A 26,310-nucleotide genomic window follows, 5' to 3' on the forward strand; every position below is an offset into this window, starting at 1 on the left:
GTGCCGCTGAAACTGTTTGGCACTGACGGAATAAGGGGACATTCCGGCAATTTTCCGATAGACAAAATCGGCTCCCGTAAAATTGGCTTTGTAATAGCGCAAACCCTTGCGAAGCAGGTGGACGCACCGCAAGTCGTTATCGGACGCGACACAAGAAAAAACGGCGACAAACTTCAGGAAGCCCTTTGCAAAGGGCTCATAAGCGGCGGAGCCACAACCGTTTGCGCGGGAGTCTGCCCAACTCCGGCGGTTGTTTCCCTGATTTTTCAAAACCGTGCGGACGCAGGAATTATGATCTCCGCCTCACATAATCCGCCGGAATATAACGGCTTCAAAATCTTCAACGCCGAAGGTTTCAAAATCCCGGACGAGATTGAAAGAGAGATTGAAGAGCGCTTTGAAAAGTTGAGCGAGCCGCCACCCGAACCGGAAAAGCCCGTAAATTCAAACGAAGAACCAAAATGGCGTGAAGCGTATTCACGCTCCCTTGAAAGCTCTGCGAAAGGCGTGCGCGATTTTTTTGAAATTAAAATTGCGCTTGACTGCGCGAACGGCGCGATGTCTGAAATAGCCCCTGAAGTTTTTGAAAAAACCGGTGCGAAATTATCGGTAATCGGCAGGGAACCGGACGGCAAAAACATAAACAAGGGCTGCGGAAGCCTTGAAACCGCACTTCTCGGCCATGAGATAAGGCAAAGCGGAGCGCTTTTTGGAGCAGCTCTTGACGGAGACGGAGACAGAGTCGCTTTCTGCGATGAGAACGGCAACGAAGTGGACGGCGACATCATTCTCGCCCTTTTCGCGCGGGAAATGTTTAAAAATGGAATGCTTAAAAAGCCGCAAATTGTCGCAACCGTTATGAGCAACAAAGGGCTTGAGATTTTCCTTGAAGAAATTGGAATAAAACTTCTCAGAACCAATGTTGGGGACAGAAATGTGGCGGATATGATGCGAAGTTCCGGGGTGAATTTCGGCGGCGAACAATCCGGGCATCTGATTTTTTCAGACCACAGCACAAATGGAGACGGACTGCTCGCCGCCCTGCTCGCGGCGGACATCGTAAAGAAAAATAACAAACCACTTTCGCGGCTCCTGCCCAAATTTGAACTTTTTCCGCAAATTTTGAAAAATGTGAAAATTTCGCGCAGAGAGCCTTTTGACACAATGCCCGAACTACCTCAAACCGTGGCAAAACTTGAAAAACAACTCGGTAAAAGCGGCAGAATTCTTACACGCTATTCGGGAACGGAGCCACTTGCCAGAATTCTCATTGAGGGGGAAAATTCTGATGCAATTGAGCAAGCCGCGAGTGAACTTGCCGGAATTATTGAGCGGAGAATCGGATGAGTCTGAACGTCAACATAGACCATGTCGCCACATTGAGACAGGCGAGAGGAGAGAGTGAACCAAGCCCCGTCAAGGCCGCGCTCGCGGCTGAAAAAGCCGGTGCCGCCGGAATTGTCGCACATTTGCGCGAAGACAGGAGGCACATTCAGGATGCCGACATTTACGAACTCAGAAAGTCAGTAAGAACAAAACTGAACATGGAAATGGCGGCGACCGATGAAATGGTAAAAATCGCCCTCTCCGTGCTTCCAGACATGGCAACGATTGTTCCCGAAAAGCGCGAAGAATTGACAACCGAGGGAGGGCTTGACGTTTTGGGAAACCAGTCGCGGATTAAGGGAGTTATCTCCGAGCTGTCCAAAGAAAAAATAATGGTAAGTTTGTTCATTGAGCCGGATTTTGATCAGATAAAAGCGGCGGCGGATATTGGCGCGAACATGGTGGAAATTCACACGGGTGGATGGGCGTGCGCGGACGGAATTCAAAAAGAAAACGAACTCCGGGCGATAGAGAAAGCCGTTTTTCTGGCACGGGAGTTGGATTTAAGGGTTTCCGCGGGACACGGGCTTGATTATGAAAATGTGAGTTTAATCGCGAAAATTGCGGGTGTTGAGGAATTAAACATAGGATACGCAATAATCTCGCGAGCTGTTTTTGACGGAATTGAGAAAGCCGTGAGCAGTATGATTAAAAAAATTAACACCACTTAAAAACGATGATAATCGGAATTGGAACAGACATTGTTGAAAACGCCAGAATCGCGCGTGTAATTTCGCTACACAAAGACAAGTTTCTGAAGCGGCTTTTTTCCGAAACGGAAAGAAAACGGTTCAATAAATTTAACGGCGACGAGCGGATAATTGGCGCTTCCTTCGCGGCGAAAGAGGCGCTTGTCAAATCGTTGGGAACGGGCTTCAGATACGGCATAGCGTTTTCCGACATTGAAATTGTCAGAGACCGGCGTGGCAAACCACTTGTAAAACTTTCCGGCAAAGCGGGTGATTTCGCGCGCAAAATGGGCGCAAAACACATACACCTTTCCATATCGCATGAAAAATCCCACAGTGTTGCAGTTGTTATCCTTGAGTCTTGAAAATGAACGGACTGGAATATCTTCGCTCGCTTAACCAGCATTCGGTAAAGCCGGGACTTGAAAGGGTTACTAAAATTCTTCGCACCCTCGGAGACCCGCACCTTGAAATAAAAACCGCCGTCGTTGCGGGAACAAACGGCAAAACTTCCACTTCTTCAATGCTCGCGGAAATTCTTTTCCGGGCAGGTTTTTCAACCGGACTTTACACATCTCCTCACCTCGTGCGGGTCGGAGAGAGGATAAAAACAAACGGGAACGACATGGAAGACGGCAAATTGAGCGAACTGATTGAAAGGGTTCACAGTATTTGTGAAAACGAGAATGTCCGCGCAAGCTATTTTGAAGTCCTTACCGTAGCCGCGTTTATATTTTTCAAGGAACAAGGGGTTGATTTTGCGGTGCTGGAGACCGGCATGGGCGGAAGATGGGACGCCGTAAATATCGCGAGCCCGCTCGTTTGCGCGATTACAAACATTTCGATGGATCACGCGCAATACCTTGGAAATACCGAGGAAAAAATAGCCGGGGAAAAAGCGGGAATAGCAAAACATGGTGTCCCCCTGATTACAGGAGCCCGCGGCGGGGCTCTTGCCGTGATAGAAAAAACATGCGCCGAAAAAAAGTCTCCGGTTTTGAAAAACGGAGAAGATTTTGAATGCGCGGAAAACAACGGCGGTTTTTCATATTCGGGAAGAATTTGGAAAATTGAAAATATAACCCCCGCGATGAAGGGACCTTTTCAAATCTCCAACGCCGCAATTGCCCTTGCCTGTGCGGAAATAATCGCGTCTCAGGGGTTTGATATTCCGCTTAAAAAGGCAAAGGAGGCGATTGAAAAAGTCCGGGTGGGTGCGAGAATGGAGTATGTCAGAGAAAATCCGCCCTTTATTATAGACGGAGCGCACAACACCGAATCAGCGCGGCGACTTGCCGAAGCCATCGCGAAAAATCATCCGCACGAGCGGTTCGTTTTTATCGTGGCAATGTCTGATGACAAAAATCACGCGGAATTTTTAAGGGAAATAGAGACGGTCTGTTCACGCCTGATTTTAACGCGCTCACAAAGCGGCAGAAGCGTGGACGCGGAAAAACTTTTGAAATTTGTATCGGAAGGAATTGAAGTTGAGACGGCGGACAGTCCTGAAAAAGCGCTTGAAAAAGCCGAAAAAACCTCCCTTCCCCTATGTGTTACAGGCTCGCTTTTTTTCGCGGGCGAGGTAAGGGAGTTAATTTTATGAGAATGGCTCAATCAAGCCCGGCAAATTCGCACATCGTATTGATTTTGGAAAATGCCTGACTCCCTATTTCCGTTTCCAGGTCGCTTTTGCCGTGTTTGGTCGTCAAAATTATCTTTTTATTTGCCCTGTATCTCTTGGAAATTATGTTTTCAAGAACGGTTTTTTCCCATTCCGTTAACGGGCGTGAGTCCATGCCAACACTGTCAAGAACAAGAACCTCTGTTTCAAAACACGGAGCAAGCACGGCAATTTCAGAAACCCCTTCTTCCCTGCCTTTCAGTTGAAGTATCAGGTCATTAAAATCAAAAAACAGCCCCTCTATTCCGTTTTTCAAAGTTAAGTCTGCAAGCACCGCGGTGGCAAAACTGGTTTTTCCGCGTCCGGCGGAGCCGGAAAGAACAAAACCTTTTTCGTGCGGATACTTACTGATGAATTTTTGCATGTAGCCAACCGCGTTCGCAATTGAGCCGCTTCCACCGCCTGATTTCAAGCTGGCGGAAATCATCGCAACGGGAATTTTCGCGTTGTTGTATTTTTTCACGTTGTTCAGCGCAGGGGCACAAACCGGACAGGGAGAGGCGTATCTGTAACCTTCTTTGTTTTCAACAACCAGTCCGCCGCCGCCGCATTCTTTACAATCCCTTTTGCACTCGCACACTTCGGCGCGGGCAAACTGTTTGCCCCTGGTTACCCGGCACCCCAGTCCACCGCATTTTTTGCAATCAGCCACTTCACATATCCTCTAAAAAAAACAGTTTTTCCATCCCCGTCTCTTTTATTACCAAATCGTTTATGAAAGCCGAGAGGGCTTTATTTTTTTCGTTTTCATTTATGAAATTTCTGCCTGATGAAGCGATGGTTTCGCTGGCGCGGTTTTTTATGCTTTCCGCCAGCGCAGAATCAAAACCCGTTATAAGTTCGGCACAAACCTGCTCGCGTAGGATTTCAAGAAACTCCGCAACCCCTTCCTGACGAGAGGCGGAGACTGAGAGTTTTTTCTGCGCGTTTTGAAGGCATGCTTTGACGTTTTCACTATCCGTTTGCTCAATAGCGGCGGCGATTTTCCGGGAGACTTGCACTATGGTGGAATGGGTTTGAGTCAGTGCGGGCTGGCTCAGTTCCTCCGCTCCGCCACGTGAACGAATGAAGCGCACGCATTGTGTGATTGTAAGTCTTTTCGGCTCGCGCGCGGTGGTTCTAAGTGCTTCTTTTATCCCCAGAAAAACATCTTCTTTGGAAACCCCCTCGCTTCGCAACTCCATAAGGGTGTGCTTGTCTTCCGATGAAATTATGCCCGCTTTACCGGTCAACGAGCAGAAATAAGCGGTTATTTCCCTGATATATGAGGCAGCGTCAGACATCTATCACTTTCATCTCCCTGACCGCTTCAACGATGTCCGGACGCCCGAAAATGCCTGAACCGCTCACAACGGCATCCGCGCCGGACTTGAAAACCGCTCTGGCTTTTTCAATATCTATACCTCCGTCAACCTCCAGAATCGGGACGCCCTCACCCGGAGCGCCAAGCATTTCGCGCAAGTCCTCTATTTTTTGCAGTGAGGGCTCAAGAAAACTCTGCCCCGAAAACCCCGGTTCAACGGACATCACGAGCACAATATCAGCATGTGACAAGACCGGTTCAAGCACGGAAACAGGGGTGGACGGATTGATGGCAACCCCGGCCTTGACGCCAAGAGCACGTATTTTTTCAACTGCCGAAGAGATGTCTTTTGTGGCTTCAATCTGGACCGTTATGTTGTTGATTTTGTCTCCTCCCGCGCTCGCGAAAGACTCAACAATTTTTTCAGGGTTGTTAATCATTAAATGAACATCCATCGGCGGACACGAAATCGTTGAAAGAGACCGCACAACAGGAACACCTATGCTTATGTTTGGAACAAAACAGCCGTCCATAACGTCAACGTGAATCCAGTCCGCTCCGGCTTCGGCGACTGCAAGAACCTGTTCGCCGAGTTTTGTGAAATCCGCTGCTAATATTGAGGGGGCAACTATCACTTTGGGGATTATACCATAGTTGAAAATTTGAGGTGTGAACTGCAAAAGCAGAGTGTTATAATCCAAAATTCAATGACGGACTCCGGCAAAAAAGACTTCATAAGGGAAGTCGTCGCGCACGACTCTCACGGTGGGAAAAAAATCGCAACACGCTTTCCTCCCGAACCCAACGGGGTTCTACATATTGGACACGCGAAATCAATATGCCTCAACTTTTCAGTTGCGGAGGAAAATTCGGGAACCTGCAACCTGAGATTTGACGACACGAACCCGCAAAAAGAGAGCAAAGAGTTTATTGAAGCGATTAAGAACGACATTAAATGGCTCGGTTTTGACTGGAAAGACCGCCTCTTTTTCGCTTCGGACTACTTTGAAAAGCTGTATGAATTTGCCGTTAATTTAATAGAAAACGGCTCCGCCTATATTGACGACCTGAGCGCGGAAGAGATACGCCAATATCGCGGCACGTTGACCGAACCGGGCAAAAACAGCCCTTTCAGAGATAGAACGGCGGACGAAAACCTGACGCTTTTCAAGAAAATGAAAGAGGGAAAGTTTTCCGAGGGCGAAAAAGTTCTGCGGGCGAAAATTGACATGACTTCAGGCAACATCAATATGCGCGACCCTGTAATTTACCGCATAATTAAAACCCCTCACCACAGAACCGGAGAAAAATGGAGCATATATCCAACATACGATTTCGCACATCCGCTTTCGGACGCGATTGAGGGAATAACGCACTCTCTTTGCACGTTGGAGTTTGAAGACCACCGCCCGCTTTACGACTGGTTTGTTGAACGCCTTGCCGCTCAGACGGGCGGCAGTCCGCGCCAAATTGAGTTCGCGCGGCTTGAACTGAGCCATACAATTATGAGCAAAAGAAAACTGTCCGAGATTGTTGAGAAAGGTGTTGTGAGCGGATGGGACGACCCGCGAATGCCGACAATATCGGGAATGAGGCGGCGCGGATACTCACCCGAAGCCATAAGGATTTTTTGCGACAGAATTGGAGTTACGAAACAGAAAAGCGTCATTAAAGCGGATTTGCTTGAGCACACGGTTCGGGAAACTCTGAACAAAACCGCGCCAAGGCGCATGGCGGTTCTTGAGCCTCTCAAACTTGTGATAACGAACTTTCCGCAAGATGAGGAGGAATTTCTGCCCGCCGTAAATAATCCCGAAGACCCCGACGCAGGGAAAAGGCGGGTGCCATTTTCGCGCGAACTGTATATTGAGCGCGAAGATTTTATGGAAAATCCGCCCAAAAAGTTTCACCGCCTCTCTCCGGGCACGGAGGTCCGGTTGAGATATGCGTATTTTGTCACCTGCGTTGAAATCGTAAAAAACTCAAATGGCGAAGTCACGGAGTTGCGTTGCGAATACGACCCTGAAACAAAGGGAGGGCAGGCGCCGGACGGCAGAAAGGTCAAGGCGACAATACACTGGGTCAGCGCGAAGCATTGTAAAAAAGCTGAAGCGCGGCTTTACAACAAACTTTTTACCGGAGAAACCCCGGGCGTGGACGATCCGGTCAATCCGGATTCGCTTCGGGTTCTGGACGGCATTTTGATTGAACCGTCATTGGAAGACGCGAAAACGGGGGATGTTTTTCAATTTGAAAGAAAGGGGTATTTCGCGGTTGATGAGGATTGTGCAAACGAAGAAAAAAAGATTTTTAACGAAACGGTCGGAATCAGAGGCGTAAAATTTTGACGGCGCAGTTCACTTCTTCCATTTGATGTTGCAACCCATGCTCGGAATCTGACTTTCCGAAGGTTTCTCTCCGGCAATTACGGAGTCAAGCGCGGCTCTTAAATCCGCTCCGGTTACGGGCTTGCCGTTTTCAGGACGGGAATCGTCCATCTGCCCGCGATACACGCAGGAAAAATCCCCGTCAAAAACAAAAAAATCGGGAGTGCATGCGGCGTCATATGCTTTGGCAATCTCCTGGTTTTCGTCGAAAAGATAGGGAAACGGATAACCCAAATGTTTCGCGTCTTCCAGCATCTTGTCGGGGGAATCATCGGGATAGTTTTCCACATCGTTTGAGTTTATCGCAACGAAGGACACGCCTTTGGCGATGTAATCGTCCGCGAGACGGACAAGTCCGGGCTGAATGTGCTTTACATACGGACAGTGGTTGCAAATGAACATAATAACAACCGCAACATTGGACTTGAAATCGGCGAGGATTTTATTTTCTCCACTCACAACGTCAGGAAGGTTGAAATCCGGCGCTTTCATTCCGAGCGGCATCATGTTTGATGGGGTTAAAACCATTTTTACTCCTCGCGGTCAGCCGTTTTGCTCATCTCTAAAACCGTTTTTCTTGTGGGTTCCGTCACAAAACGGCTTGCTTGAAGACTCGCCGCATCTGCACAGGGCGGACTTGTCTCCGCACTCAATCTTGTTGCCGTTTGAGTCCAGAACCTCAAAATCGCCCGATACGATAATGGGACCGTCTTTGAGAATTTGAATTGAGGGTTTCGACATTTCGTTAAATTCCGGCACACACGCCGCGCTTACGGATTAGTTTCAAGCCACTCGCCATATTTTCCGTTTTCCGCCCGCGTGATTTCAAAAAACGCGTTTTGAAGTTTTTTCGTAATCGCACCCGGTTTTCCGGTCTTGATTTTTCTGTTGTCCACTTCGCGCACAGGAGTTATCTCCGCCGCGGTGCCGGTCAGAAAAATCTCGTCCGCGCTGTAAAGTTCGTCTCTTGTGAACCTTTGCTCGCGCAGTTCAATTCCCTCATCAGTCGCGAGGCGTATTACACATTCGCGCGTTATCCCTTCAAGCACGGAAGACAGCGGAGGCGTTTTTATCACGCCGTTGCGGACAATAAAAATGTTCTCGCCGCTGCCTTCAGCGACAAACCCCTCAGCGTCCAGAAGAATGGCTTCGTCAAAACCGGCGGACACCGCCTCCTGCTTGGCGAGAACCGAATTGACATAGTTACCGCAGATTTTCGCCTTCGTCATAAACGAATTGACATGCATGCGCGTGTAAGAGGAAATTTTTGTTCTGATGCCGTTGTTTAGTCCGTCGCTTCCGAGATACGCACCCCAATTCCACGCGGCGATTGCCGTGCCGACCGGATTTTTCGCAGGCAGAATACCCATCGCGCCCGAACCGATAAAAGAGATTGGGCGGATATACGCCTCTTTAAGGCGGTTTTTTTCAAGCAGTCCGAAAATCGCGCGTCTTATCGTTTTTTTTGTGTGCGGAATCTTCATTCCGGCGATGTGGGCGGACATAAAAAACCTGTCAATATGGGCGCTAAGTTTCAAAACGGCGGTGTGCCCGTCTTTGACGCTTCTGTAAGCCCTGATACCTTCAAAAACCCCCATTCCATAGTGAAGAGTGTGGGTCAGAATGTGAATATTGGCGTCATTCCACGGAACAAACGAGCCGTTGAACCATATAAGTTTCGGCGTGCCGGTTTTAGCGCTCCCGCTTTTCTTTGATGAAGTTGGCATTAGAAAAAATCCGTCCGCTTTTATCGGGTTTCAAGGCGAACAATCAATCTGTGTAGGGCAAATCCTATATTGTAAAGCGTTGATATTCAAGAAGCACGGGCGCATGCACCCTTTGCCGCCCTTTGTGTTAAATTAAGTCGTTCCAAAGAGCCCTCAAATGAATTCCGAAAACGGCGAAAAAAAAGTTTTGTTTATCAATCATTCCGTTCGAGACGGCGGACCCGGGCGAAGTCTTTTCTACATCCTCAAACACATTGACAGAAAAATCATCCGCCCTTTTGTTCTCATCCCGCGCGATGACATCTTTTCCGAACGGCTTAAAGAAGAAGGCATATACCGCGATGTGATTGTTGATTCCCGTTTTCCCGACGGGCTTTTCCGCCCCGTTTCCGAAAGGTTTTCCGTGAAGCCGGGTGTGGCGGGCTTTTTTACCCCCGTTCTCACAGTTTTTCTAAAAACCGCCTATGCGGCCGTGAATATTGGAAAGATAGCCGCGCTTACTTTCACTTGCGGCGGATTGTTGCGCGAGCGGCGCATAGATTTAATCCACTGCAACGGCACAATAGCGAAAATCACCGGCGCTTTTATCGGCTTAATTCACCGGCGCCCCGTGGTCTGGCATGTGAGAAACATACAGCAAACCCGTTTTCTCAAATTTGTGATAACCCGCCTCGCCTCTTTGAGTGCGGTGAAAAAAATAATCTGCGTTTCGCAGGCAACCGCCCTGCAATTCGGCGGCAACCCCAAAGTGCGCGTGATATACAACGGCATTGATCCGGAAGATCTTGAACGCCAAACCTCAAGTGGGGTTTTGAGAAAGGAGTTTTCCATCCACGAAGACTCAATCGTAATCGGCAACGCGGGAAGAGTGGTTCCGCGCAAAGGATACGGGCATATGATTGAAGTGGCGGCTGCTCTTTTGAAAAACGGGGATTTGAGAAACAGGGTCAAGTTCGTGATTGTCGGTGACACGCCCGGTTTTTTCGCGAAAAATCATCTGTCTGAAATAAAAGCGCGCGTTAAGCACATGGGAATTGCGGACAGTTTTATTTTCACGGGGTTTAGAAAAGATGTGTCCGGCTGTCTTATCGATTTTGACATTTTCCTAATGCCATCCAACTATCCCGACCCTTTTCCGCGTTCGGTCATAGAGGCAATGTCTTTCGCAATACCGGTTACGGGTTTTAGAGTGGGAGGTATAGAGGAGTCGGTTGAGGACGGCGTTACGGGGATTTTAAGCCCTCCGGGAGACACTTCGCACATGACCGAAAGCGTCCGCAAACTTATTGACAATAAAGATTTGAGAAAATCAATGGGACAGGCGGGACGGCGGCGTGCGGCGAGTTTATATTCGGCAAAAGACAAAACGGCGGAGGTTCAATCCGTGCTTGTTGAGAATTAAAATCAGCCTCGTTTGGCGGCGCCCTTATTTTCCCTTTTGCGGAAAAACAGCCGAATCGGCGTCCCCTCAAAACCAAACTCTTTCCGTATTCCGTGCTCAATATATTTTGAATAATTAGCCGGCACCGCCGCAGATGTGGCGTTTGTAAAAATAACAAAACCCGGCGGCTCAACGCGAACCTGGCTCATGTAATACGCCTTGAACTCGCGCCCGCGAAAAATGGAAGGACCCACTTTTACGGCTCTCTTGAGAAAGTCATTCAATTTTCTGGTGGAAACTTTTTCCCCGTGCCATTTGTGCGCTTTGGTCACACAGTCAAAAAGCCGGTTGATTTTTTTACCCTCAATGGCGGAGATTTTGACCGTTCTGGAAAAATAGAGCGCACCGCCGAGACGTTGCACGGTTTTTTTGCCGATGTCTTTAATCTCCCGCACGGCCTCGGGCGCGAGATCCCATTTATTGAGCGCTATTACGGCGGATTTACCCCTGTCTTCTATGAGGCCCGCGAGGCGAATGTCCTGACGGGACGGACCCTCGGACGCGTCTATCATAAGCACCGCCACATCGCACGCCGCTATGCTTCTTATCGCTTTGAGCGTTCCGAGCCGCTCAACCGAACCTTCTATTCTCGCCCTTCTCCGCACGCCCGCCGTGTCGGTAATGACATATTCCCCCCCTCCGTATTCAAATGGAACATCAACGGAATCACGCGTAGTTCCGGGAACAGGGCTGGTTATCATCCTCTCTTTTTTGAGGATTGTGTTCACAAGCGTGGACTTGCCGACATTGGGCTTTCCTAAAACGGCAATCCGTATGGGTGGGTCCGCATCGCCGTTCTTTTCCGCTTTTCCCGGTGGAAGCGCGGCGACAATGTCATCAAGAAGTTCGTATGTGTTGCGCCCGTGAAGGGCGGAAATTCCCCTCATTTTCACCTCTCCGAGAAAGTGAAAATCATCAACAGACTTCTCATGCTTTTCGTGGTCAATCTTGTTCACAAAGCAGAAAACCTCTTTTCCGCTTTTTCTGAGCATCCGCATAATTTCGGTGTCTTCGGGAACGGGATTTTCCATTCCGTTGAGGAGCATCACTATCAAATCCGCTTCCTCAATGGCAATTTCCGCTTGCTCCTTCGCGCCCGGCGGAGCGGCGTCGCTCCCGAGCGGCTCAAGCCCAGCCATGTCCACGACGGAGAAATCTCTGCCGTTCCAACTCATATCGGAGTAAATTCTGTCTCTCGTAACCCCGGGCTCGGATTCCACAATGGCTTTGTCGGTTCCGGTGATTCTGTTGAACAGGGTTGATTTACCAACGTTGGGTCTCCCCACGATTGCCACGAGAGGGACTGAGCGGTTTTTGTTGCGGACGGGCATGGCGGTTGGGAATTATATATTATTCGGTTATGTCCAAAGAGCACGACGCGGGAAATGTTTCCGTCTCCGTTACCGACCGGAGCGGGTTCGCGAAAAAAAAACACTTAAAACTGATAGCCCTTTGCGCCCGCAAAACCGCAGCCCTGTTTTCGCTGGGAGGCGAGGTCAGCATCGCCGTTGTTGATGACGCCGAGATGAGAGAACTCAACAGAATCTACAGAAAAATCTTAAAAACAACGGATGTTCTCTCGTTTGAGCAAAACACCAAAGAGCTCGCGGGCGATGTCGCAATTTCGATTCAAACAGCCCGCAGACGCGCCGGCCTCTACGGTATAACGTTTGAGGAGGAAATCAAACGGCTCGTCATTCATGGCATCGCCCATCTTGCCGGGCACACGCATAAAAAGAAAAAAGAGCGCGAAAAAATGCGCGCCGAAGAGTCAAGAGTTCTCCGCGCCGTCGCCGGGCTGTGAGTTGTCCGGCTGTGGGGCGGAAGTGGCATCACCTTCGGGGTGAGATTCGGGAGTTTCCGGTTCGGGTCTGAGCAAAGTCGGCTCCGCGCCGAGGTCTTTTTCAATCTCCTCAATCTCTTTGAGCGTGGGAAGGTCTGAAAGTTTTTCCATGCCGAAGGTTTGAAGAAACTCTTCGGTGGTTTGATAGAGAAACGGCCTGCCGGGAACATCTTTTCTTCCGCATATTTCAAGCATTCCCCTTTCCATCAGGAGGTTGACCACCGCCGAGGAGTCCACGCCGCGTATTTCCTCAATGTCGGCTTTTGTGAGCGGTTGCTGATACGCGGAGATGGCAAGCACTTCAAGCGCCGCTTTGCTCAAGCGCAGTTTTTTGATCTTCCTGTTAAAGTCCGTGATATCTTCCGCGAACTCTTTTTTCGTGCGGAACTGATAACCGCCCGCGACCTTCACCAACTCAAAGCCCCTGTCCATGCCGTTCCACTCATCTGCGACCTCATTGAACGCGGCGGCAATATCCTCAGGTGAAAGTTCCGGCAAGCCGCTTTTAAGCGATGCCGGGCTTACGGGCGATTCGGACGCGAAAATCACCGATTCAATTATTTTCTTTATCCGACTCTTTTCCATCTTTTTCTCCCTCCGAGTATAAAAGTTTTATCGCGGAAAACGGTTTTTTCTGAAACAGTTCAACAACCTCTTTTCTCGCAAGTTCAAGAACGGCAATAAAAGAAATGGCGATATGGCTTCTTGACGGCTTTTCGTCAAAAAGCATGTTGAAATCCTCAATGACACCCTTCTCCCGTATCTTCTCGTGTATCTCGGAGATTCTCTGCTCAACCGACACGGGGTCTATGGTGAAATATATCTCTTCGGCGTCTCCTTCGTTGATTCTGGCTCTCATTTCGCAAAGCGCAACTATGAGGGGCCACACACCGCTCGCCGCAACTTCGGTTTCAATTTCGGGCTCGCCGAACTCTTCAGAATATCCGAGCCCCTTTGCGAACACATCTCTGCCGAGCAAACTCATCTCACCCATTCTCGCCGCCGCATCTCTGAACCGCTCATACACAACCAGCCGCCGCGCGAGCTCCAGGCGCGGGTCGATTCCGTCTTCCTGCTCATCTTCTTCGGTTTTGGGCAAAAGCATTCTGGACTTTAAAAGCCCCAGTTCCGCGAGAAGCGGAAGATACTGCGCGACTGAATCAAAATCGCCGCGGCGCATAATTTCCAACTGTTTGTTGTATTGCTCGGAGACTTCCGCGATTGGAATGTCATAGATGTTAATTTCGTTTTTCTTGACGAGAGAAAGCAGAAGATCCAAAGGACCCTCAAACTGTTCAATGTCAACCGTGTAGAAACTGTCGTGCCGGGGTTCGGAACCTGAAACTGTTTTTTGCTCAGTCATTGGACGCTTTTAGAAAATCCCGCTTTCTCCTGTAAAAAGAATGACCAACTGCTTCACCGGAGTCCACAGCACGCGCATTACGCTCTCTCCGGCGAAAATAAAAATCCCGAATAGCAAAAGCATGCCGAATTTTTCAAAACGCGCGTAAAAATTCGCCGCCGCGTGCGGAAGAACGCCGTAGAGAATCCTTGAGCCGTCAAGCGGGGGAATGGGGATGAGGTTGAAAACCGCAAGCGCAACACTGTAAACAATAATCAAAAGCAGGAAATTGGCTATAAAACCCAGGATGTTTGATGGTAGAACCCCTTCCGCGCCTCCGCCCGCGAGAAATTGGAAAGCCGCTCCGACGACAACCGCCGTCAGTATGTTTGACAACGGACCTGCGGCGGCAATGTATATCATCTCCGTTTTGGGATTTTTAAGATTTCGCAAATCAACCGGCACGGGCTTTGCCCACCCGAATCCGGCTATGAACATCAGCACAGTGCCCAGAAGGTCAAGATGAGCGAGCGGATTGAGCGTAAGACGCCCCATTCTCCGCGCGGTTTTGTCTCCAAGAGCGTCAGCCACAAGCGCGTGGCTGAACTCATGCACGGTCAGCACAAAAAGTATGACAACCGCCGTTACCGCAATCTGAAAAGGATCAAGGGAAAACATTAAGCCCTCGGATGGAATTTCTCATGGAGCCTTTTTACCTCGCCGCTTTCAACCGAAGTGTAAATTTGAGTAACCGATATGTCAGAGTGTCCGAGAAGCATCTGTATTGTTCTGAGGTCAGCTCCCCTGCTGAGCAAGTGCGTGGCAAATGAGTGCCTCATTGTGTGCGGACTGATGTTCTGCTTTATCCCCGCAACTACGGCGTAAAACTTTATCATTTTCCACAACTGCTGTCTGGATAAACACGTTCCCCTGCGCGAAACGAACAGATACGGGGACCGCCTGCCTTTGAGCAAAGAATCCCTCGCGCCGCCCATATACAGATCAATCTTTTCAAGCGCCTTTCTGCCAATCGGTATGAGACGTTCCTTGTCTCCCTTGCCGCGAACCATAAGGTATGCCTGTGCGCCGTCTCCATGAAGCCAGTTAAGTTCAAGTAATGACAGTTCGGAAACGCGCATTCCAGTCGCGTAGAACAGTTCAAGAATGGCTGAATTTCTCAAAGTTTCGGGCTTTCCACCGGCTTCGCGCTCCGGAGCGTCAAGGATTTTTCCCACGTTTTCCTCAGAAAGCACTTTCGGCAGATTTTTGTCCGTTCTGCGCGCCAGCACATTTTCGGTCGGGTCTGCGCCGACAATTTTTTCGCTTTGCAGAAACTTGTAAAACTTTCTGATGGACGAAAGGTAACGGTTAACTGAACGTGCACTCAAACCCCTGTCTCTGAGGGAAGCGAGAAAATCGTTCACGGCTCCGCGGCCGATATCTGATAAATCGGCTTTGGGGGAGTTTGTTTTCACAAACGAAACAAACTTTTCAATGTCCGAACAATACGCTTTGGCTGTGTTTACGGAAAGCCCCTGAACAACAATCAGATGCCCTTCAAACACCTCCCTTAATTCAAACGGGGAGTTTTCAACAAGTTTTAGGTTCCCACTTCCCATGAGTTAAGGTATTTTCTCTGTTCCGAGGTTAGTTTGTCTATATTTATTCCGAGCGCTTTCAATTTTATGGATGCGATTTGAGAGTCCAGTTTTTCGGGGACACCGTAAACATCGGGCTTGAGATTGCGACCGTTTTTCACAAGATACTCACAGCAAAGAGCCTGATTGGCGAAACTCATGTCCATCACACTTGAGGGATGCCCCTCCGCCGCCGCCAGATTGACGAGCCGCCCCTGACCGAGAATGTTGATTTTTCGCCCGTTTTTAATGGTGTATTCCTCAATATACTCCCTTATCACGCGTTTGGATTTTGTGATTGAAGCGAGTTTTTTAAGGTCTATCTCCGCGTCAAAATGTCCGGAGTTACAGACAATTGCGCCGGTTTTCATCTTCACGAAATGCTCTTTTCTGATGACGTTGAGGTTTCCCGTAACAGTACAGAAAAAGTCTCCCCTCGGCGCGGCTTCACTCATCGGCATAACGTTGAATCCGTCCATTTTGGCTTCAAGCGCCTTCACGGGGTCAATCTCGGTAACGATTATGTTCGCGCCCATTCCCCTCGCCCTCATCGTAAGTCCTTTCCCGCACCAGCCGTAGCCCGCAACCACAAAATTGGTTCCCGATATAAGCCGGTTTGTCGCGCGGATTATTCCGTCCAGAGTGCTTTGTCCCGTTCCGTAACGGTTGTCAAAAAAGTGTTTGGTTTTCGCGTCATTCACGGCGAAAATCGGATATTTCAGTTTGTTCTGTGCGGCGAGGCTTTTAAGCCTTATGACGCCCGTAGTCGTCTCCTCGGTTCCACCGATTATGTTGCCGTAATTACTGCTTTTATTTTTGTGAATTTCCGCCGTAATGTCCGCGCCGTCATCCATTGTAACGTGCGGCTTCATAGCCAAAACGGCTTTGACGTGCTTGTGAAAAGTCGCGGTGCTTTCGCCTTTTACGGCAAAAGTCGGGATGCCTTTTTTCACCAGATACGCCGCAACATCGTCCTGAGTGCTCAAAGGGTTTGACGCACAGAGAGTTACTTGCGCTCCGCCCGCTTTGAGGGTCGTCATAAGGTTTCCGGTTTCTGTTGTAACATGAAGACAAGCCGCAACCCGTATGCCTTTGAGCGGCTTTGTGCGCAAAAAATCCTTCTCTATTGACGCAAGAACAGGCATCTGCTGGGCGGCCCATTCCGCTCTGAGTTTTCCCTGAGTCGCAAGTTTTATGTCTTTAATATCGCTTTTCATTTTTTCTCCTTTGTATTTCCAGGCGCTATTTTCAGAGCGCTTTTTTCAACCCTTCAGCCTTGTCGGTTTTTTCCCAGGTAAAAATATCTCCGCAATCTTCGCGCCCAAAATGCCCGTAAGCGGCGGTCGGCAAATATATGGGTCTGAGAAGTTTTAGAGTTTCTATAATTCCGGCGGGTCTCAAATCAAAATTCTCCCTGATGGCGGAAACTATTTTGTCTTCCGGCTCAAGCGATGTTCCGAAAGTGTTGACCATCACTGACACCGGCTCGGCAACCCCTATTGCATAAGCGAGTTGAACCTCGCATTCCTTCGCGATTCCGCTCGCCACAATGTTTTTTGCGATGTAACGCGCCATGTAAGCGGCGCTACGGTCAACCTTTGAAGGGTCTTTGCCGGAAAAAGCGCCGCCGCCGTGCCGCGCCCATCCGCCGTAGGTATCTATGATGATTTTCCTGCCCGTAAGCCCCACGTCTCCCATCGGACCGCCGATGACGAACCTGCCGGTCGGGTTTATAAGTACCTTTGTGTTTTTCGTAAAAAGAGAGTCGTCTATCACCTGCTTAACCACCTCTTCCACGATGCCCTCGTAGATGGTCTTGCTGTCCGTGTCGGCGGAGTGCTGTGAAGAAACCACAACGGTGTCAATCTCAACGGGTTTTTTGTTTTCATATCTGACCGTAACCTGCGACTTCCCGTCGGGGCGCAGAAAAGGCAGAACGCCTTCTTTTCGCGCGTCCGTAAGCCTTTTTGAAAGCTGGTGAGCGCACATTATCGGAAAAGGCAGCAGCTGCGGCGTGTCGTCATTGGCGTAGCCGAACATAAGCCCCTGGTCTCCGGCTCCCTGCTCCTTGTCGGGACCTGAATCAACGCCTGCGGCGATGTCCTCGGACTGCACGTCGGTTGCCACAATAACCGAGCAGGTGGCGGCATCAAAACCCATTGAACTGTCCGTGTAGCCTATGCTCTCCACGGTCTTTCTGACAGTCGCGGGAATGTTGACCGAACTGGAAGTCGTTATCTCGCCCGACACAACAACAAGTCCCGTTGTAACAAGCGTTTCGCAGGCTACGCGGCTTGAAGGATCCCCTTCAAGCATTGAATCCAAAATGGCGTCTGAAACCTGGTCCGCAATTTTGTCCGGATGCCCTTCGGTTACGGACTCCGATGTAAAAATAAAACTTCCGCTGTTGGACATAATCAATTAAAAGGCAAATCTCTAAAGAAGGTGGAAAAGATAACCGCCCCGCCCTGAATTTCAAACAAGAATCTTTGAAATCCTTTCGTTTCTATCCTTCCTGCTCTCATTCAAAGACGGTGGAATGGCGTTTCCCCTCTGAACCGCCGGACGCCCGGCAACCCGCTCAAACCAGTCGCGCAAATGCGGAAAGCCCGAAATGTCAATATCGGAGGCGCCCGCTTCCTTCACCCAGGGCCACAGAGATATGTCCGCAATTGTGTATTCATCGCCCGCGAGGTAGGCGGCGCGGGAAAGCCGCGAATCCACCACCGTGTAAAGGCGTTTTGTTTCCTTTGTGTATCTGTTAATCGCGTAGGGGATTTTTTCGGGCGCGTAGTTGCGAAAAACATTCACCTGTCCCTGCATGGGGCCCACGCCCGCAATTTGAAACATAACCCACTGCATCACCACGGATTTGCGCTCCGGGTCGCCGGGCAGGAATTTTCCGCTTTTTTCGGCGAGATAGAAAAGAATGGCGCCGGACTCAAAAACCTCAAAGCCGCCCGCGTCTTCATCAACAATCGCAGGTATCCGCCCGTTGGGGTTTATGGCGAGAAATTCGGGCGTTTTCTGCTCATTCTTATCAAGACGCAAAGTGTGAACGGTGTATTCCATGCCCGTCTCTTCAAGCATGATTGAGATTTTTCTTCCGTTTGGAGTCGGAGCTGTGTAGAGATGTATCATTCAGGATTCCCGGCGACGGGAGTCCGGCGAACCACTTTTATCAGTCTTTGCACGGAACCGAATATTCCGGGAACCTTGTTGCCGCCGGAATCAATAAGTTCAAGCAGAAAGGTGTATTCCCCGCTTTTGAGCCCGGTCACAAAAGCCGGCTGCCAGGTGTCAAAAACCTCCAAAGCCACAAGCGAAGAGCGTGAAACGTACTCGCCCTCAAATATAAACAGTTTCACCCTGTATCCGTCCGCGCCAAGCGTTGTGTTTTGCAGGTAAAAATCAACCATTACTCTTTCAGCGTTCCCATCTTTGTAAACCCCTTTCGGGCGGCTGTAAATCAGCGCGGGAGCGGAAAGGTCAAGCGGCGGGCCCGTCAAAGAGCCGACAACATTAAAATTCACAACATGCGCCGCATCCTCTGATTTGATGCTTTCATGATAGGAGCGCGAAGGAAACACAACAAGAGTATGGGCTCCCACGCTCACATTGTTCAGAACAATCGGCTTTGAGACGTCGTAAATTGCCCTGTATGCCTTGTTGTCAACAATCAAGTGAACATGCTGCCCTTTCAAAGAGTTTGCTATCAGGGATTCTCTTTGAACCAGGGGGTTTCTTTGATCCAAGGATTTTTTTTGAGTTTTGGTCTGAATACCGGGTTCAAAACCGGAGACTTCCAGTCTGACTTCGGGGGAAAGAGAGAGAATGGATTCGCCGTTTAGCGGCGAGGCAACCCTCACGCGGGCATCAGGAAAAGGCTGAGACCTCTCAACCTTGACAATGTTCACCTGCGCCGAACACACACTGGCGCCGAACACAAGCGCGGCAGTGGACAAAAAGAGAAACAGGTTCAAAATCTTCATTAAGGGTTAGTTTAACAAGAAGATGCGAAGGGTGAAAGATAATTTGAAAAAAGGGTTAACCCGTGTAGGTTTCGCCCTATGGGCAAAAATCGGCAAACAACGGCTAAAGACACCATTTCGCTTGATATTGTTGCGCGTCCGCGCAGAAACAGAAAGAGCAAAGCCATACGCTCGGCCGTGAGAGAGTCCGTCCTGTCCGCAAGCGATCTGGTCTATCCGGTTTTCATACGGGACGGAAAAGATGACGAAAACATAGACTCCATGCCGGGGAGAAAACGACTTGGGGAAGACGGCATTCTAAAGGAGGCGGAAAACTGCCTCAAAAACGGAATCGTGTCTTTTATGCTGTTCCCCTCAATTGAAAGTAATTTGAAATCCGCAACCGCAAAAGAGGCGGAAAACCCGCACGGGCTTGTTCCGCAAACCGCGCGCAAACTAAAAAAACATTTTCCCGAAGCGATTGTGATAACCGATGTCGCGCTTGACCCGTATTCAAGCGACGGACATGACGGGGTTGTGTCCGCTTCGGGGGAAATCCTGAACGACACAACGGTTGAAATTCTCTGCCGTCAGGCGCTTGTTCATGCCGATGCCGGAGCGGACATAGTGGCGCCAAGCGATATGATGGACGGGCGGGTCGGAGCCATAAGGGAAACGCTTGACGAAAGCGGGCACGCGAACACATCCATACTTTCATACACAGCGAAATACGCCTCATGTTTTTACGGTCCGTTTCGCGGGGCGCTTGATTCCGCGCCAAAATCGGGCGACAAAAAAACCTATCAGATGGACCCCGCCAATGTGCGGGAGGCGCTTCGGGAACTCGCTCTTGACGAAGCCGAGGGCGCTGACATTGTGATGGTAAAACCCGCAAGCCACTATCTTGATGTTGTGAGCGCGTTCAGGGAATCAACAGACCTTCCGGTTGCCGCGTATCAGGTGAGCGGTGAATACCTTATGATAAAATCCGCCGCCGCAAAGGGCTGGCTTGACGAGCGGGACGCGATTATGGAAAGCCTGCTTTCAATCAAACGCGCGGGAGCCGATATGATAGCGACCTACTTTGCCCCCGAAGCGGCGGACTTTTTATCAAACCGGTAAAATTCCACAAAGAAACTCACGGTTCCAAGCAGCTCCACATGGTGGATAACTTCCGGCGCGACAACGCCCGGAGATTTTTCCGACAGTTCCACCTCCGCACCCGCCACCGGTATGTGATATTTGAGCCTGCCGGTTTTGACTACAATTTTCGCCCAGACGCCGGCTTTTGTTGAATGCCCCTTTTTCAGCCCGTCGGGAACGGTGTCATGCGTAAAAACGGGAGACTTGAAATACGGAACAAAATCTTTGGGAATTTCAAACCTGTCACAGCGAACACAGTCCAGCATCGCGCCGATTTTTTCCTCACGCCCTTTTTGTGTTTCCACCCAGCGCCGATTTTGAAACGGTGGATTGTGACGCACATGCAGAGAGTGACCGCAACTGAGAGAGGCGACCCAGTCTCCTTTGTCATCAAGATTGAATGCGGTAACGGGTCGTTCCATTATGGCTTCCGGTTCAGGGATTGACCACGACTTTGCCGAACTGGCTCGCGCTCTCAAGCGCCCTATGCGCTTCGGGGAGTTCGGCAAGCGGAACGGCTTTGTCTATGACGGGCTTGAAAGTTCCATCCGCCGCCATTTTGACAGTTTCCTCAAGAATGCTCTGCGGAGAGTTGAAAACCGTTACGCCGATAATGGAAATATCCCTCATAATAACGGGCCCGATGGCGACCTGCTCCACAACGCCGCCGCCGACAACACCGATAAGAAGAAGCCGCCCGCCGGGTTTGAGAATCTTCATATTCTTTTCCCAGTATGACGCGCCGACGGAATCGAAAATCATGTCCACGCCGCCCTTGATGACCTTGGAAAAGTCTTCTTTTTTGTAATTTACAACTTCGTCCGCGCCGATGGAGCGCGCTTTTTCAAGTTTTTCATCGCTTCCGGCAGTCGCAATAACTTTTGCGCCTAAATTTTTGGCTATCTGGATTGTCGCCGTTCCGGTTCCGCTGCCCGCCGCGTGAACGACAACCGTTTCGCCCTTTTTGAGCCCACCTCTGTTAACGAGCCCGTAAAGCGCCGTAACGTAGCAGATGGGCAGAGCCGCCGCATCATCGTGGGAAAGCCCGTCGGGGATTCTGCATACATTTGCCGCGGGAACTTTCACATACTCGGCGAACCCCCCGTGCCTGTTCGCCCCTATAACGCTCAAACCCTTTTCCGTTTTGACCGCCGGATTGACTACAACCCTGTCTCCCGCACTGACCGAAGCGCCGCTTCCGGCATCCTCAACAACTCCCGATATGTCTATTCCACCGACATGCGGAAGGTCAACGGGGCGCGGCGATTTGCCCGACCTCAGGCGCGTGTCCAGAGAGTTCATCGCGCACGATTTAACCTTTATCAAAACCTCATCCCCGCCGGGCGAAGGCGTTTCAACGTCCTCGTATTTAATTACATCCGCTTCCCCGAATTCGTGATAGATTCCCGCTTTCATTTGATTCTCCTTTTTTTAAATTTTTCCATAAGATACGGAAACACACCCAGGCCACAAGTCCTCTAAACGCGAAAGACCGTAAATGGTCAGCCCTTTTTTCCGCCTCCGAGCGCCCATAATACTTCGGCAACCGATGTCTGTAAACTCCACAAATCGTAGCCGCCTTCAAGAAAAAACGCCGCCGCCCCGCCGCATATCTCTCCGGCAAGCGTCTGAATTTCCGCCGCAAGAACTCCGAAACATTCGCTTGAAAGGCTCATTCCCGCAAGCGGGTCTGCTTTATGGGCGTCAAAGCCCGCTGACACAAGAATAATGTCGGGCTTGTATGAATGCGCGGCTTCAGCAAGCCGGTTTTGAAATATATTGATGTAAGTGTCATCGGTCTGCCCGGCGGCAAGCGGGATGTTCAAAGTGGTTCCGGCCCCGCCGCCGCTTCCCGTTTCCTCCGCGCTTCCGGTGCCGGGAAAAGCCGGATGCTGGTGAATGGAAAAATAGAAAACATCGCCCCTTTCGTAAAAACTGTTCTGCGTTCCGTTGCCGTGATGAACATCCCAGTCAATTATCATAACGCGCCCGGCGGAACGCTCTGCCAGGGCAAACTCCGCCGCGACCGCAACATTGTTGAAAAGACAAAACCCCATCGCCCGGTCCCGCTCGGCATGGTGCCCGGGCGGGCGGCAGAATGAAAAACTGTTTCCGCCGTTGAGCGCCTCGTCGCAGGCGCAAACAGCGGCCCCCGCCGAACGAATGGCGGCGCGCCACGAACCTCCTCCCACTCCCGTGTCCTGGTCAAGTTGAGATAAAGGTTTGCCATCGGTCTGCTGAATGGCTCTCACATAGTCTTCGCTGTGAACGCGTGTCAGTTGTTCCGGGGTTGCGTCTTTTACCGCCATGCGCTCAACAAAAGGGGATACGCTCTCGGCGCTCAAAAGAGATTCTATGGCGGTTATTCTGTCGGGGCACTCGGGATGCATTGGACCATTTTCGTGCTCCTTGCAAACATCGGCGTCTATAAAAACTGCAGTTTTTCCCATTGTCTGATTAAACCTCCGCCTTTACAAAAAGCCTCTCTTTGTTATATTACCCCGCTCCCGACAGAGTTGTGAGAAACAAAATGAAAAAAGACATTCACCCCGAATATCATCCGGTCGTCTTCAAAGACCCTTCGTCCGATTTCGCGATACTCACGCGCTCAACAAGAACCTCGAACGAAACAATCAAGTGGGAAGACGGCAACGAATACACGCTTGTTACGGTTGAAATATCAAGCGGTTCGCACCCTTTCTTCACCGGCAGAGAACAGCAGTTTGCCAAGGAAAGCCGCGTGGAAAAATTCCGCAAAAAGTATGGCGCAGCTCAGGAGCCGCCGGAACCGGAAAAGACTTCCGAGCCCGTAGAGCCTGAGCCGAAACCGGAAAAGAAAGCGGAAGCGGAACCGAAGAAGAAGAAAAAAGCGAAAACCCCGCGCGCGGAAGAATCAAAGCCGGAACAGCCTGAAACTGAGCAGACTAAACCTGCCGATGAGCAAGCGGCCGAACCCGCAGAGCAGTCGGAAAAGCCCGAACCCAAACAGTCCAAACCAAAAAAGAAGAAAAAAGCGGAGCCTAAGAAGTCTAAAAAGCCGGAGAGTAAATCCGCTAAACCCGATGAGACCGCCGAGACGAAAAAAACTCCGGAACCTGAACAGCCCGCTTGACAGCGAGGCGACCGCCTCACAGATTGGAATCTTTCAGATATTTAACGACGTCTTCCTGAATTGACTCGTCAACCATTTTGCGCCATTCACTTTCGTCGCTCTTGATTGAATCCCTGATTTTTGTGGCGGATATCCAACCGATATTTTCGGGCGGGAAAAACTCGTTCATCTCATAACCGACTCCCCTGCCCCAGTTGACGGACTCAATATCGGAGATCTTTATCACTTCAACGTCATCACCTTTGCTCTCATGATATTTGCGTATCATGTTAATCGTCTGCTCCGTTGTGAACGGATTTTTGGGGTCGGGCGGAATGTCTCTGACCATAATCAGGCACGGAACGCCCTTGTCCAGTTTCTGGCACACAAGACTTATATGCCCCTGGTGGTAGGGCTGATACCTTCCGATAAAAATCGCGCGCTTTGTCTTTGCGGGCTCAATTTCCGGATGGCCGTGATTTGTAAATTTCCAATCGGACATTTTTTTCTCCTTTGCGTTTTTAAGAAGCCCCAATTCTACGGATATTCAGACAAGTTTCAAAAAAGCGCTGAAAACAGAATCCGCGAGTTTGCCCATATCGCCCCCGTAAACGCCGATGCCGCGCTCAATTTTCTCCGCGTTAAAACCGCCCAGATCAAGTTCGTGTTTGTTTCCCTCTTTGCCGAGCCAGTCGCGCACCATTGACCCGTTCGTCTCAATATGGAATTGCAATGCGTAGGCTTTTTCACCGTACCTGAATGCCTGATTTGGGAAACAGTCCGAAAACGCGAGGCGCGCCGCGCCCCCGGGTATATCAAAAGTGTCTCCGTGCCACTGAAAAACCTTTTCGGTGCGCGAAAACGCGCTAAACACGGGATCGCCCGCCGCTTCGTCCGTGACTGTGATGTCATACCACCCTATCTCTTTTTTGTCTCCCGCATAGACGCGCGCGCCAAGAGCAACCGCCATTAACTGCGCGCCAAGGCATATTCCCATCACGGCTCTGCCGCTTTTTATGAAATCGCCCACAAACTGCGTTTCGGATTCAAGATACGGATATTTACCGCTCTCATAAACATTCATCGGTCCGCCCATAACGATAAGGGCGGCAAAGTCGTTTGTTTTTTCAGGGACACCTTCTCCCGCGCCGAAGTTCACGGACTGAATGTCAAAACCGTTCTCCCGCATCAACTCTCCGAGCCGACCGGGGGCTTCATACCCCACATGCTGAAAAACAAGCGCTTTCATCAAAATCTCTCAGTTTTTTTCGTCAACATGTCCGAGCGGCATATCCGGCGCAACCCGGTCTCTGATGAGCCGTTTAAGTTCGGCGGCGGACGGAAATCCGCCGTTGTTCTCCCTTGACCATATAATGCTGTCTCCGACAAAAACCCTGAAAACCCCGCCCGAAGAAGGCACGAGCGCAAGTTCTTCTATCTTGTCGCCAAAGGTGGAAAGCAACTCCTGAGCCATCCAGCCCGCGCGCAAAAGCCAGCCGCATTGGACGCAATACTCTATTTTTATCTTCCCCCGCACGGAAATTAAATTAACCGCATCGCGGAAGTCTGTCATTTTTCGTTGCGGAAGGGAAAAGACTCTAACGGAAATGCGGGCGGATTTATTGGCTCCGGCGGAGGGATTTGAACCCCCGACCTAGTGATTAACAGTCACCCGCTCTGCCAACTGAGCTACACCGGAACTGGAAAGATGTGTTAAATTATACCGCCAATGAAAAACAGTCAAGAAACACCCCAAAGCGTCCCGAAAAAGCGGAAAAAAGGCGATAAAACGCCCGCGCGCCGCCCCGCATCAACCCTTGCCCCCGCTTCCCCCCTTCAACGCTACATAGCGGAAATAGCATCCCACCCCGTTCTGACGGGAGAGGAAGAGCGCAAACTCGCAGCCCGTTATCACGAAACGGGCGACATAGAAGCCGCGCGCAAACTCGTTGCTTCAAACCTGAAATTTGTCGTAAAAGTGTCGGGAGAATACAAGAACTACGGGGTCAACGTAATGGACATAATTCAGGAGGGCAACCTGGGACTTATGCAGGCGGTAAAACGGTTTGACCCCACAAAGGGCTACCGCCTCATCTCCTACGCTGTCTGGTGGATAAAAGCGTATATCCAGAAACACATAATGGACACCTGGAGCCTTGTCAGAATCGGCACGGGCAGAGAACAGAGAAAACTTTTTTACAAGATCCGCTCGGCAAGCGGGAAAATGTCGGGCGCGGGGGACGAGGCGACAAATACCGAACTCGCGTCCGAATTTGGAGTGTCTGAAAAAAGCGTCGCGGAAATGAAAACTGTCATGGGCTCGCGTGATTTCTCTCTTCACTTGCCCGTTCAGGACGATTCCGACACCCCGCGCCTGGATTTTCTAAAAGACAGTTCGGAAAGCCCGGATGAGGAATTTGACCGCGCGCAGATGAAACACATTATTCAGGTCCGCATGAGCGAAGCGCTGTGCAAACTCGGAGAAAAAGAGAGATACATAATCAAAAACCGATTGCTCAGCGAAAACCCCAAAACGCTTGATACAATCGGAAGCAAGTTCAACATTTCACGCGAAAGAGTGCGGCAGATAGAAAAAACCGCGTTGAAAAAAATCAGAAAAATTTTTGAAAAACATGGAATTGAAAACTTTGAAGATTAGGCGGCGCACC

Annotated in this window: 31 protein-coding genes and 1 tRNA gene; 10 read left to right on the forward strand and 22 right to left on the reverse strand. The window is 50.2% G+C overall.

The window, feature by feature from the left end; translation table 11 throughout:
* From glmM to ACY430_RS03065, 4 genes are read left to right on the forward strand one after another with little or no spacing between them, the layout of a single operon-like run.
* Entirely contained in the window at positions 1-1,347 is a 1,347-nt protein-coding gene (glmM, locus tag ACY430_RS03050) for a phosphoglucosamine mutase (RefSeq protein WP_462137414.1), read from the forward strand.
* Complete coding sequence (locus ACY430_RS03055; protein ID WP_462137415.1) at positions 1,344-2,057, forward strand: pyridoxine 5'-phosphate synthase; 714 nt, start codon at positions 1,344-1,346, stop codon at positions 2,055-2,057. Before glmM ends, ACY430_RS03055 begins: the two co-directional genes overlap by 4 nt.
* Positions 2,058-2,062: 5 nt before the next feature.
* On the forward strand, positions 2,063-2,440 hold the full coding sequence (gene acpS, locus ACY430_RS03060) for a holo-ACP synthase (protein ID WP_462137416.1): 378 nt from the start codon (positions 2,063-2,065) through the stop codon (positions 2,438-2,440).
* A 2-nt stretch (positions 2,441-2,442) separates the two neighbouring features.
* The gene (locus ACY430_RS03065) at positions 2,443-3,678 is read left to right on the forward strand and encodes a bifunctional folylpolyglutamate synthase/dihydrofolate synthase (protein ID WP_462137417.1); all 1,236 of its coding nucleotides are present in this window, start codon (positions 2,443-2,445) and stop codon (positions 3,676-3,678) included.
* Positions 3,679-3,685: 7 nt separating this feature from the next.
* Here the strand turns inward: ACY430_RS03065 and ACY430_RS03070 are convergent, their stop codons facing one another.
* Genes ACY430_RS03070 through rpe form a run of 3 tightly spaced genes read right to left on the reverse strand, consistent with a single transcriptional unit; the run spans position 3,686 to position 5,760 of the window.
* A complete protein-coding gene (locus ACY430_RS03070) occupies positions 3,686-4,408 on the reverse strand; it encodes an ATP-binding protein (RefSeq protein WP_462137418.1) in 723 nt (240 codons plus the stop codon).
* 1 nt (position 4,409) lies between these two features.
* Positions 4,410-5,039: a hypothetical protein gene (locus tag ACY430_RS03075; RefSeq protein WP_462137419.1), complete on the reverse strand. Its 630-nt coding sequence runs from the start codon at positions 5,037-5,039 to the stop codon at positions 4,410-4,412.
* Positions 5,032-5,760: a ribulose-phosphate 3-epimerase gene (rpe, locus tag ACY430_RS03080; protein ID WP_462137420.1), complete on the reverse strand. Its 729-nt coding sequence runs from the start codon at positions 5,758-5,760 to the stop codon at positions 5,032-5,034. Before rpe ends, ACY430_RS03075 begins: the two co-directional genes overlap by 8 nt.
* 6 nt (positions 5,761-5,766) lie before the next feature.
* On the opposite strand from rpe, the gene ACY430_RS03085 reads away from it, so the two are divergent.
* Complete coding sequence (locus ACY430_RS03085; protein WP_462137421.1) at positions 5,767-7,407, forward strand: glutamine--tRNA ligase/YqeY domain fusion protein; 1,641 nt, start codon at positions 5,767-5,769, stop codon at positions 7,405-7,407.
* A gap of 9 nt (positions 7,408-7,416) precedes the next feature.
* Here ACY430_RS03085 and ACY430_RS03090 read toward each other — a convergent pair whose 3' ends face one another.
* The 3 genes from ACY430_RS03090 to ACY430_RS03100 are packed head-to-tail and all read right to left on the reverse strand — an operon-like array spanning position 7,417 to position 9,173.
* Complete coding sequence (locus ACY430_RS03090) at positions 7,417-7,974, reverse strand: thioredoxin family protein (protein ID WP_462137422.1); 558 nt, start codon at positions 7,972-7,974, stop codon at positions 7,417-7,419.
* Positions 7,975-7,989: 15 nt separating this feature from the next.
* Positions 7,990-8,187 carry a CDGSH iron-sulfur domain-containing protein gene (locus tag ACY430_RS03095; protein WP_462137423.1) on the reverse strand — a complete coding sequence of 66 codons (198 nt, stop codon included), beginning with the start codon at positions 8,185-8,187 and terminating at the stop codon, positions 7,990-7,992.
* A gap of 29 nt (positions 8,188-8,216) precedes the next feature.
* The gene (locus ACY430_RS03100; RefSeq protein WP_462137424.1) at positions 8,217-9,173 is read right to left on the reverse strand and encodes a branched-chain amino acid transaminase; all 957 of its coding nucleotides are present in this window, start codon (positions 9,171-9,173) and stop codon (positions 8,217-8,219) included.
* A gap of 157 nt (positions 9,174-9,330) precedes the next feature.
* Between ACY430_RS03100 and ACY430_RS03105 the strand changes: the two genes are divergently transcribed.
* Positions 9,331-10,575, forward strand: a complete 1,245-nt coding sequence (locus ACY430_RS03105; protein ID WP_462137425.1) for a glycosyltransferase family 4 protein — start codon at positions 9,331-9,333, stop codon at positions 10,573-10,575.
* 2 nt (positions 10,576-10,577) lie between these two features.
* Here ACY430_RS03105 and der read toward each other — a convergent pair whose 3' ends face one another.
* Positions 10,578-11,945, reverse strand: a complete 1,368-nt coding sequence (der, locus tag ACY430_RS03110; protein WP_462137426.1) for a ribosome biogenesis GTPase Der — start codon at positions 11,943-11,945, stop codon at positions 10,578-10,580.
* A gap of 29 nt (positions 11,946-11,974) precedes the next feature.
* On the opposite strand from der, the gene ybeY reads away from it, so the two are divergent.
* Entirely contained in the window at positions 11,975-12,418 is a 444-nt protein-coding gene (gene ybeY, locus ACY430_RS03115; protein ID WP_462137427.1) for an rRNA maturation RNase YbeY, read from the forward strand.
* Here the strand turns inward: ybeY and scpB are convergent.
* From scpB to ACY430_RS03155, 8 genes are read right to left on the reverse strand one after another with little or no spacing between them, the layout of a single operon-like run.
* Positions 12,386-13,042, reverse strand: coding sequence for an SMC-Scp complex subunit ScpB (scpB, locus tag ACY430_RS03120; RefSeq protein ID WP_462137428.1), 657 nt, complete (start codon positions 13,040-13,042; stop codon positions 12,386-12,388). The genes ybeY and scpB overlap by 33 nt on opposite strands.
* The gene (locus tag ACY430_RS03125; RefSeq protein ID WP_462137429.1) at positions 13,011-13,820 is read right to left on the reverse strand and encodes a segregation and condensation protein A; all 810 of its coding nucleotides are present in this window, start codon (positions 13,818-13,820) and stop codon (positions 13,011-13,013) included. Before ACY430_RS03125 ends, scpB begins: the two co-directional genes overlap by 32 nt.
* Positions 13,821-13,829: 9 nt before the next feature.
* Positions 13,830-14,477 carry a site-2 protease family protein gene (locus tag ACY430_RS03130; protein WP_462137430.1) on the reverse strand — a complete coding sequence of 216 codons (648 nt, stop codon included), beginning with the start codon at positions 14,475-14,477 and terminating at the stop codon, positions 13,830-13,832.
* On the reverse strand, positions 14,477-15,418 hold the full coding sequence (xerA, locus tag ACY430_RS03135) for a site-specific tyrosine recombinase/integron integrase (RefSeq protein WP_462137431.1): 942 nt from the start codon (positions 15,416-15,418) through the stop codon (positions 14,477-14,479). The genes ACY430_RS03130 and xerA overlap by 1 nt, the downstream gene beginning before the upstream one ends.
* On the reverse strand, positions 15,400-16,653 hold the full coding sequence (locus ACY430_RS03140; RefSeq protein WP_462137432.1) for an adenosylhomocysteinase: 1,254 nt from the start codon (positions 16,651-16,653) through the stop codon (positions 15,400-15,402). The genes xerA and ACY430_RS03140 overlap by 19 nt, the downstream gene beginning before the upstream one ends.
* 31 nt (positions 16,654-16,684) lie before the next feature.
* The gene (gene metK, locus ACY430_RS03145; protein ID WP_462137433.1) at positions 16,685-17,851 is read right to left on the reverse strand and encodes a methionine adenosyltransferase; all 1,167 of its coding nucleotides are present in this window, start codon (positions 17,849-17,851) and stop codon (positions 16,685-16,687) included.
* Between the two features lie 60 nt (positions 17,852-17,911).
* A complete protein-coding gene (locus tag ACY430_RS03150) occupies positions 17,912-18,577 on the reverse strand; it encodes a glutathione S-transferase family protein (RefSeq protein WP_462137434.1) in 666 nt (221 codons plus the stop codon).
* The gene (locus ACY430_RS03155) at positions 18,574-19,428 is read right to left on the reverse strand and encodes a hypothetical protein (protein WP_462137435.1); all 855 of its coding nucleotides are present in this window, start codon (positions 19,426-19,428) and stop codon (positions 18,574-18,576) included. The genes ACY430_RS03150 and ACY430_RS03155 overlap by 4 nt, the downstream gene beginning before the upstream one ends.
* A gap of 78 nt (positions 19,429-19,506) precedes the next feature.
* Between ACY430_RS03155 and hemB the strand changes: the two genes are divergently transcribed.
* Complete coding sequence (gene hemB / locus ACY430_RS03160; RefSeq protein ID WP_462137436.1) at positions 19,507-20,529, forward strand: porphobilinogen synthase; 1,023 nt, start codon at positions 19,507-19,509, stop codon at positions 20,527-20,529.
* Here the strand turns inward: hemB and ACY430_RS03165 are convergent.
* The 3 genes from ACY430_RS03165 to ACY430_RS03175 form a co-directional block, all read right to left on the reverse strand.
* The gene (locus ACY430_RS03165) at positions 20,487-20,972 is read right to left on the reverse strand and encodes a DUF3565 domain-containing protein (RefSeq protein WP_462137437.1); all 486 of its coding nucleotides are present in this window, start codon (positions 20,970-20,972) and stop codon (positions 20,487-20,489) included. The genes hemB and ACY430_RS03165 overlap by 43 nt on opposite strands.
* Before the next feature lie 13 nt (positions 20,973-20,985).
* Positions 20,986-21,966: a quinone oxidoreductase family protein gene (locus ACY430_RS03170; protein ID WP_462137438.1), complete on the reverse strand. Its 981-nt coding sequence runs from the start codon at positions 21,964-21,966 to the stop codon at positions 20,986-20,988.
* Positions 21,967-22,052: 86 nt separating this feature from the next.
* Positions 22,053-23,000, reverse strand: a complete 948-nt coding sequence (locus ACY430_RS03175; protein ID WP_462137439.1) for a histone deacetylase family protein — start codon at positions 22,998-23,000, stop codon at positions 22,053-22,055.
* An 80-nt stretch (positions 23,001-23,080) separates the two neighbouring features.
* Here ACY430_RS03175 and ACY430_RS03180 point away from each other — a divergent pair, with 80 nt between their 5' ends.
* Positions 23,081-23,662: a type B 50S ribosomal protein L31 gene (locus ACY430_RS03180; protein ID WP_462137440.1), complete on the forward strand. Its 582-nt coding sequence runs from the start codon at positions 23,081-23,083 to the stop codon at positions 23,660-23,662.
* 16 nt (positions 23,663-23,678) lie between these two features.
* Here the strand turns inward: ACY430_RS03180 and ACY430_RS03185 are convergent, their stop codons facing one another.
* From ACY430_RS03185 to ACY430_RS03200, 4 genes are all read right to left on the reverse strand, one after another.
* Positions 23,679-24,143 (reverse strand): adenylyltransferase/cytidyltransferase family protein, encoded by a 465-nt coding sequence (locus tag ACY430_RS03185; RefSeq protein WP_462137441.1) that lies wholly within the window; start codon positions 24,141-24,143, stop codon positions 23,679-23,681.
* Positions 24,144-24,188: 45 nt separating this feature from the next.
* Entirely contained in the window at positions 24,189-24,890 is a 702-nt protein-coding gene (locus ACY430_RS03190; protein ID WP_462137442.1) for a type 1 glutamine amidotransferase, read from the reverse strand.
* Positions 24,891-24,899: 9 nt separating this feature from the next.
* Entirely contained in the window at positions 24,900-25,214 is a 315-nt protein-coding gene (locus ACY430_RS03195; RefSeq protein ID WP_462137443.1) for an Rdx family protein, read from the reverse strand.
* A 50-nt stretch (positions 25,215-25,264) separates the two neighbouring features.
* Positions 25,265-25,340 (reverse strand) — tRNA-Asn (locus ACY430_RS03200).
* 30 nt (positions 25,341-25,370) lie between these two features.
* Between ACY430_RS03200 and ACY430_RS03205 the strand changes: the two genes are divergently transcribed.
* Entirely contained in the window at positions 25,371-26,300 is a 930-nt protein-coding gene (locus tag ACY430_RS03205; RefSeq protein WP_462137444.1) for a sigma-70 family RNA polymerase sigma factor, read from the forward strand.
* Positions 26,301-26,310: the final 10 nt, after the last annotated feature.

The organism is Candidatus Mycalebacterium sp. (assembly GCF_977828045.1).

Coding starts and splice junctions, on each gene's coding strand:
- ACY430_RS03055 (WP_462137415.1), top strand. CDS start 1,344: ATGAGTCTGAACGTCAACATAGACCATGTCGCCACATTGAGACAGGCG.
- acpS (WP_462137416.1), top strand. CDS start 2,063: ATGATAATCGGAATTGGAACAGACATTGTTGAAAACGCCAGAATCGCG.
- ACY430_RS03065 (WP_462137417.1), top strand. CDS start 2,443: ATGAACGGACTGGAATATCTTCGCTCGCTTAACCAGCATTCGGTAAAG.
- ACY430_RS03075 (WP_462137419.1), bottom strand. CDS start 5,039: ATGTCTGACGCTGCCTCATATATCAGGGAAATAACCGCTTATTTCTGC.
- ACY430_RS03085 (WP_462137421.1), top strand. CDS start 5,767: ATGACGGACTCCGGCAAAAAAGACTTCATAAGGGAAGTCGTCGCGCAC.
- ACY430_RS03090 (WP_462137422.1), bottom strand. CDS start 7,974: ATGGTTTTAACCCCATCAAACATGATGCCGCTCGGAATGAAAGCGCCG.
- ACY430_RS03095 (WP_462137423.1), bottom strand. CDS start 8,187: ATGTCGAAACCCTCAATTCAAATTCTCAAAGACGGTCCCATTATCGTA.
- ACY430_RS03100 (WP_462137424.1), bottom strand. CDS start 9,173: ATGCCAACTTCATCAAAGAAAAGCGGGAGCGCTAAAACCGGCACGCCG.
- ACY430_RS03105 (WP_462137425.1), top strand. CDS start 9,331: ATGAATTCCGAAAACGGCGAAAAAAAAGTTTTGTTTATCAATCATTCC.
- der (WP_462137426.1), bottom strand. CDS start 11,945: ATGCCCGTCCGCAACAAAAACCGCTCAGTCCCTCTCGTGGCAATCGTG.
- ybeY (WP_462137427.1), top strand. CDS start 11,975: ATGTCCAAAGAGCACGACGCGGGAAATGTTTCCGTCTCCGTTACCGAC.
- scpB (WP_462137428.1), bottom strand. CDS start 13,042: ATGGAAAAGAGTCGGATAAAGAAAATAATTGAATCGGTGATTTTCGCG.
- ACY430_RS03125 (WP_462137429.1), bottom strand. CDS start 13,820: ATGACTGAGCAAAAAACAGTTTCAGGTTCCGAACCCCGGCACGACAGT.
- ACY430_RS03130 (WP_462137430.1), bottom strand. CDS start 14,477: ATGTTTTCCCTTGATCCTTTTCAGATTGCGGTAACGGCGGTTGTCATA.
- xerA (WP_462137431.1), bottom strand. CDS start 15,418: ATGGGAAGTGGGAACCTAAAACTTGTTGAAAACTCCCCGTTTGAATTA.
- ACY430_RS03140 (WP_462137432.1), bottom strand. CDS start 16,653: ATGAAAAGCGATATTAAAGACATAAAACTTGCGACTCAGGGAAAACTC.
- metK (WP_462137433.1), bottom strand. CDS start 17,851: ATGTCCAACAGCGGAAGTTTTATTTTTACATCGGAGTCCGTAACCGAA.
- ACY430_RS03150 (WP_462137434.1), bottom strand. CDS start 18,577: ATGATACATCTCTACACAGCTCCGACTCCAAACGGAAGAAAAATCTCA.
- ACY430_RS03155 (WP_462137435.1), bottom strand. CDS start 19,428: ATGAAGATTTTGAACCTGTTTCTCTTTTTGTCCACTGCCGCGCTTGTG.
- hemB (WP_462137436.1), top strand. CDS start 19,507: ATGGGCAAAAATCGGCAAACAACGGCTAAAGACACCATTTCGCTTGAT.
- ACY430_RS03165 (WP_462137437.1), bottom strand. CDS start 20,972: ATGGAACGACCCGTTACCGCATTCAATCTTGATGACAAAGGAGACTGG.
- ACY430_RS03170 (WP_462137438.1), bottom strand. CDS start 21,966: ATGAAAGCGGGAATCTATCACGAATTCGGGGAAGCGGATGTAATTAAA.
- ACY430_RS03175 (WP_462137439.1), bottom strand. CDS start 23,000: ATGGGAAAAACTGCAGTTTTTATAGACGCCGATGTTTGCAAGGAGCAC.
- ACY430_RS03180 (WP_462137440.1), top strand. CDS start 23,081: ATGAAAAAAGACATTCACCCCGAATATCATCCGGTCGTCTTCAAAGAC.
- ACY430_RS03185 (WP_462137441.1), bottom strand. CDS start 24,143: ATGTCCGATTGGAAATTTACAAATCACGGCCATCCGGAAATTGAGCCC.
- ACY430_RS03190 (WP_462137442.1), bottom strand. CDS start 24,890: ATGAAAGCGCTTGTTTTTCAGCATGTGGGGTATGAAGCCCCCGGTCGG.
- ACY430_RS03195 (WP_462137443.1), bottom strand. CDS start 25,214: ATGACAGACTTCCGCGATGCGGTTAATTTAATTTCCGTGCGGGGGAAG.
- ACY430_RS03205 (WP_462137444.1), top strand. CDS start 25,371: ATGAAAAACAGTCAAGAAACACCCCAAAGCGTCCCGAAAAAGCGGAAA.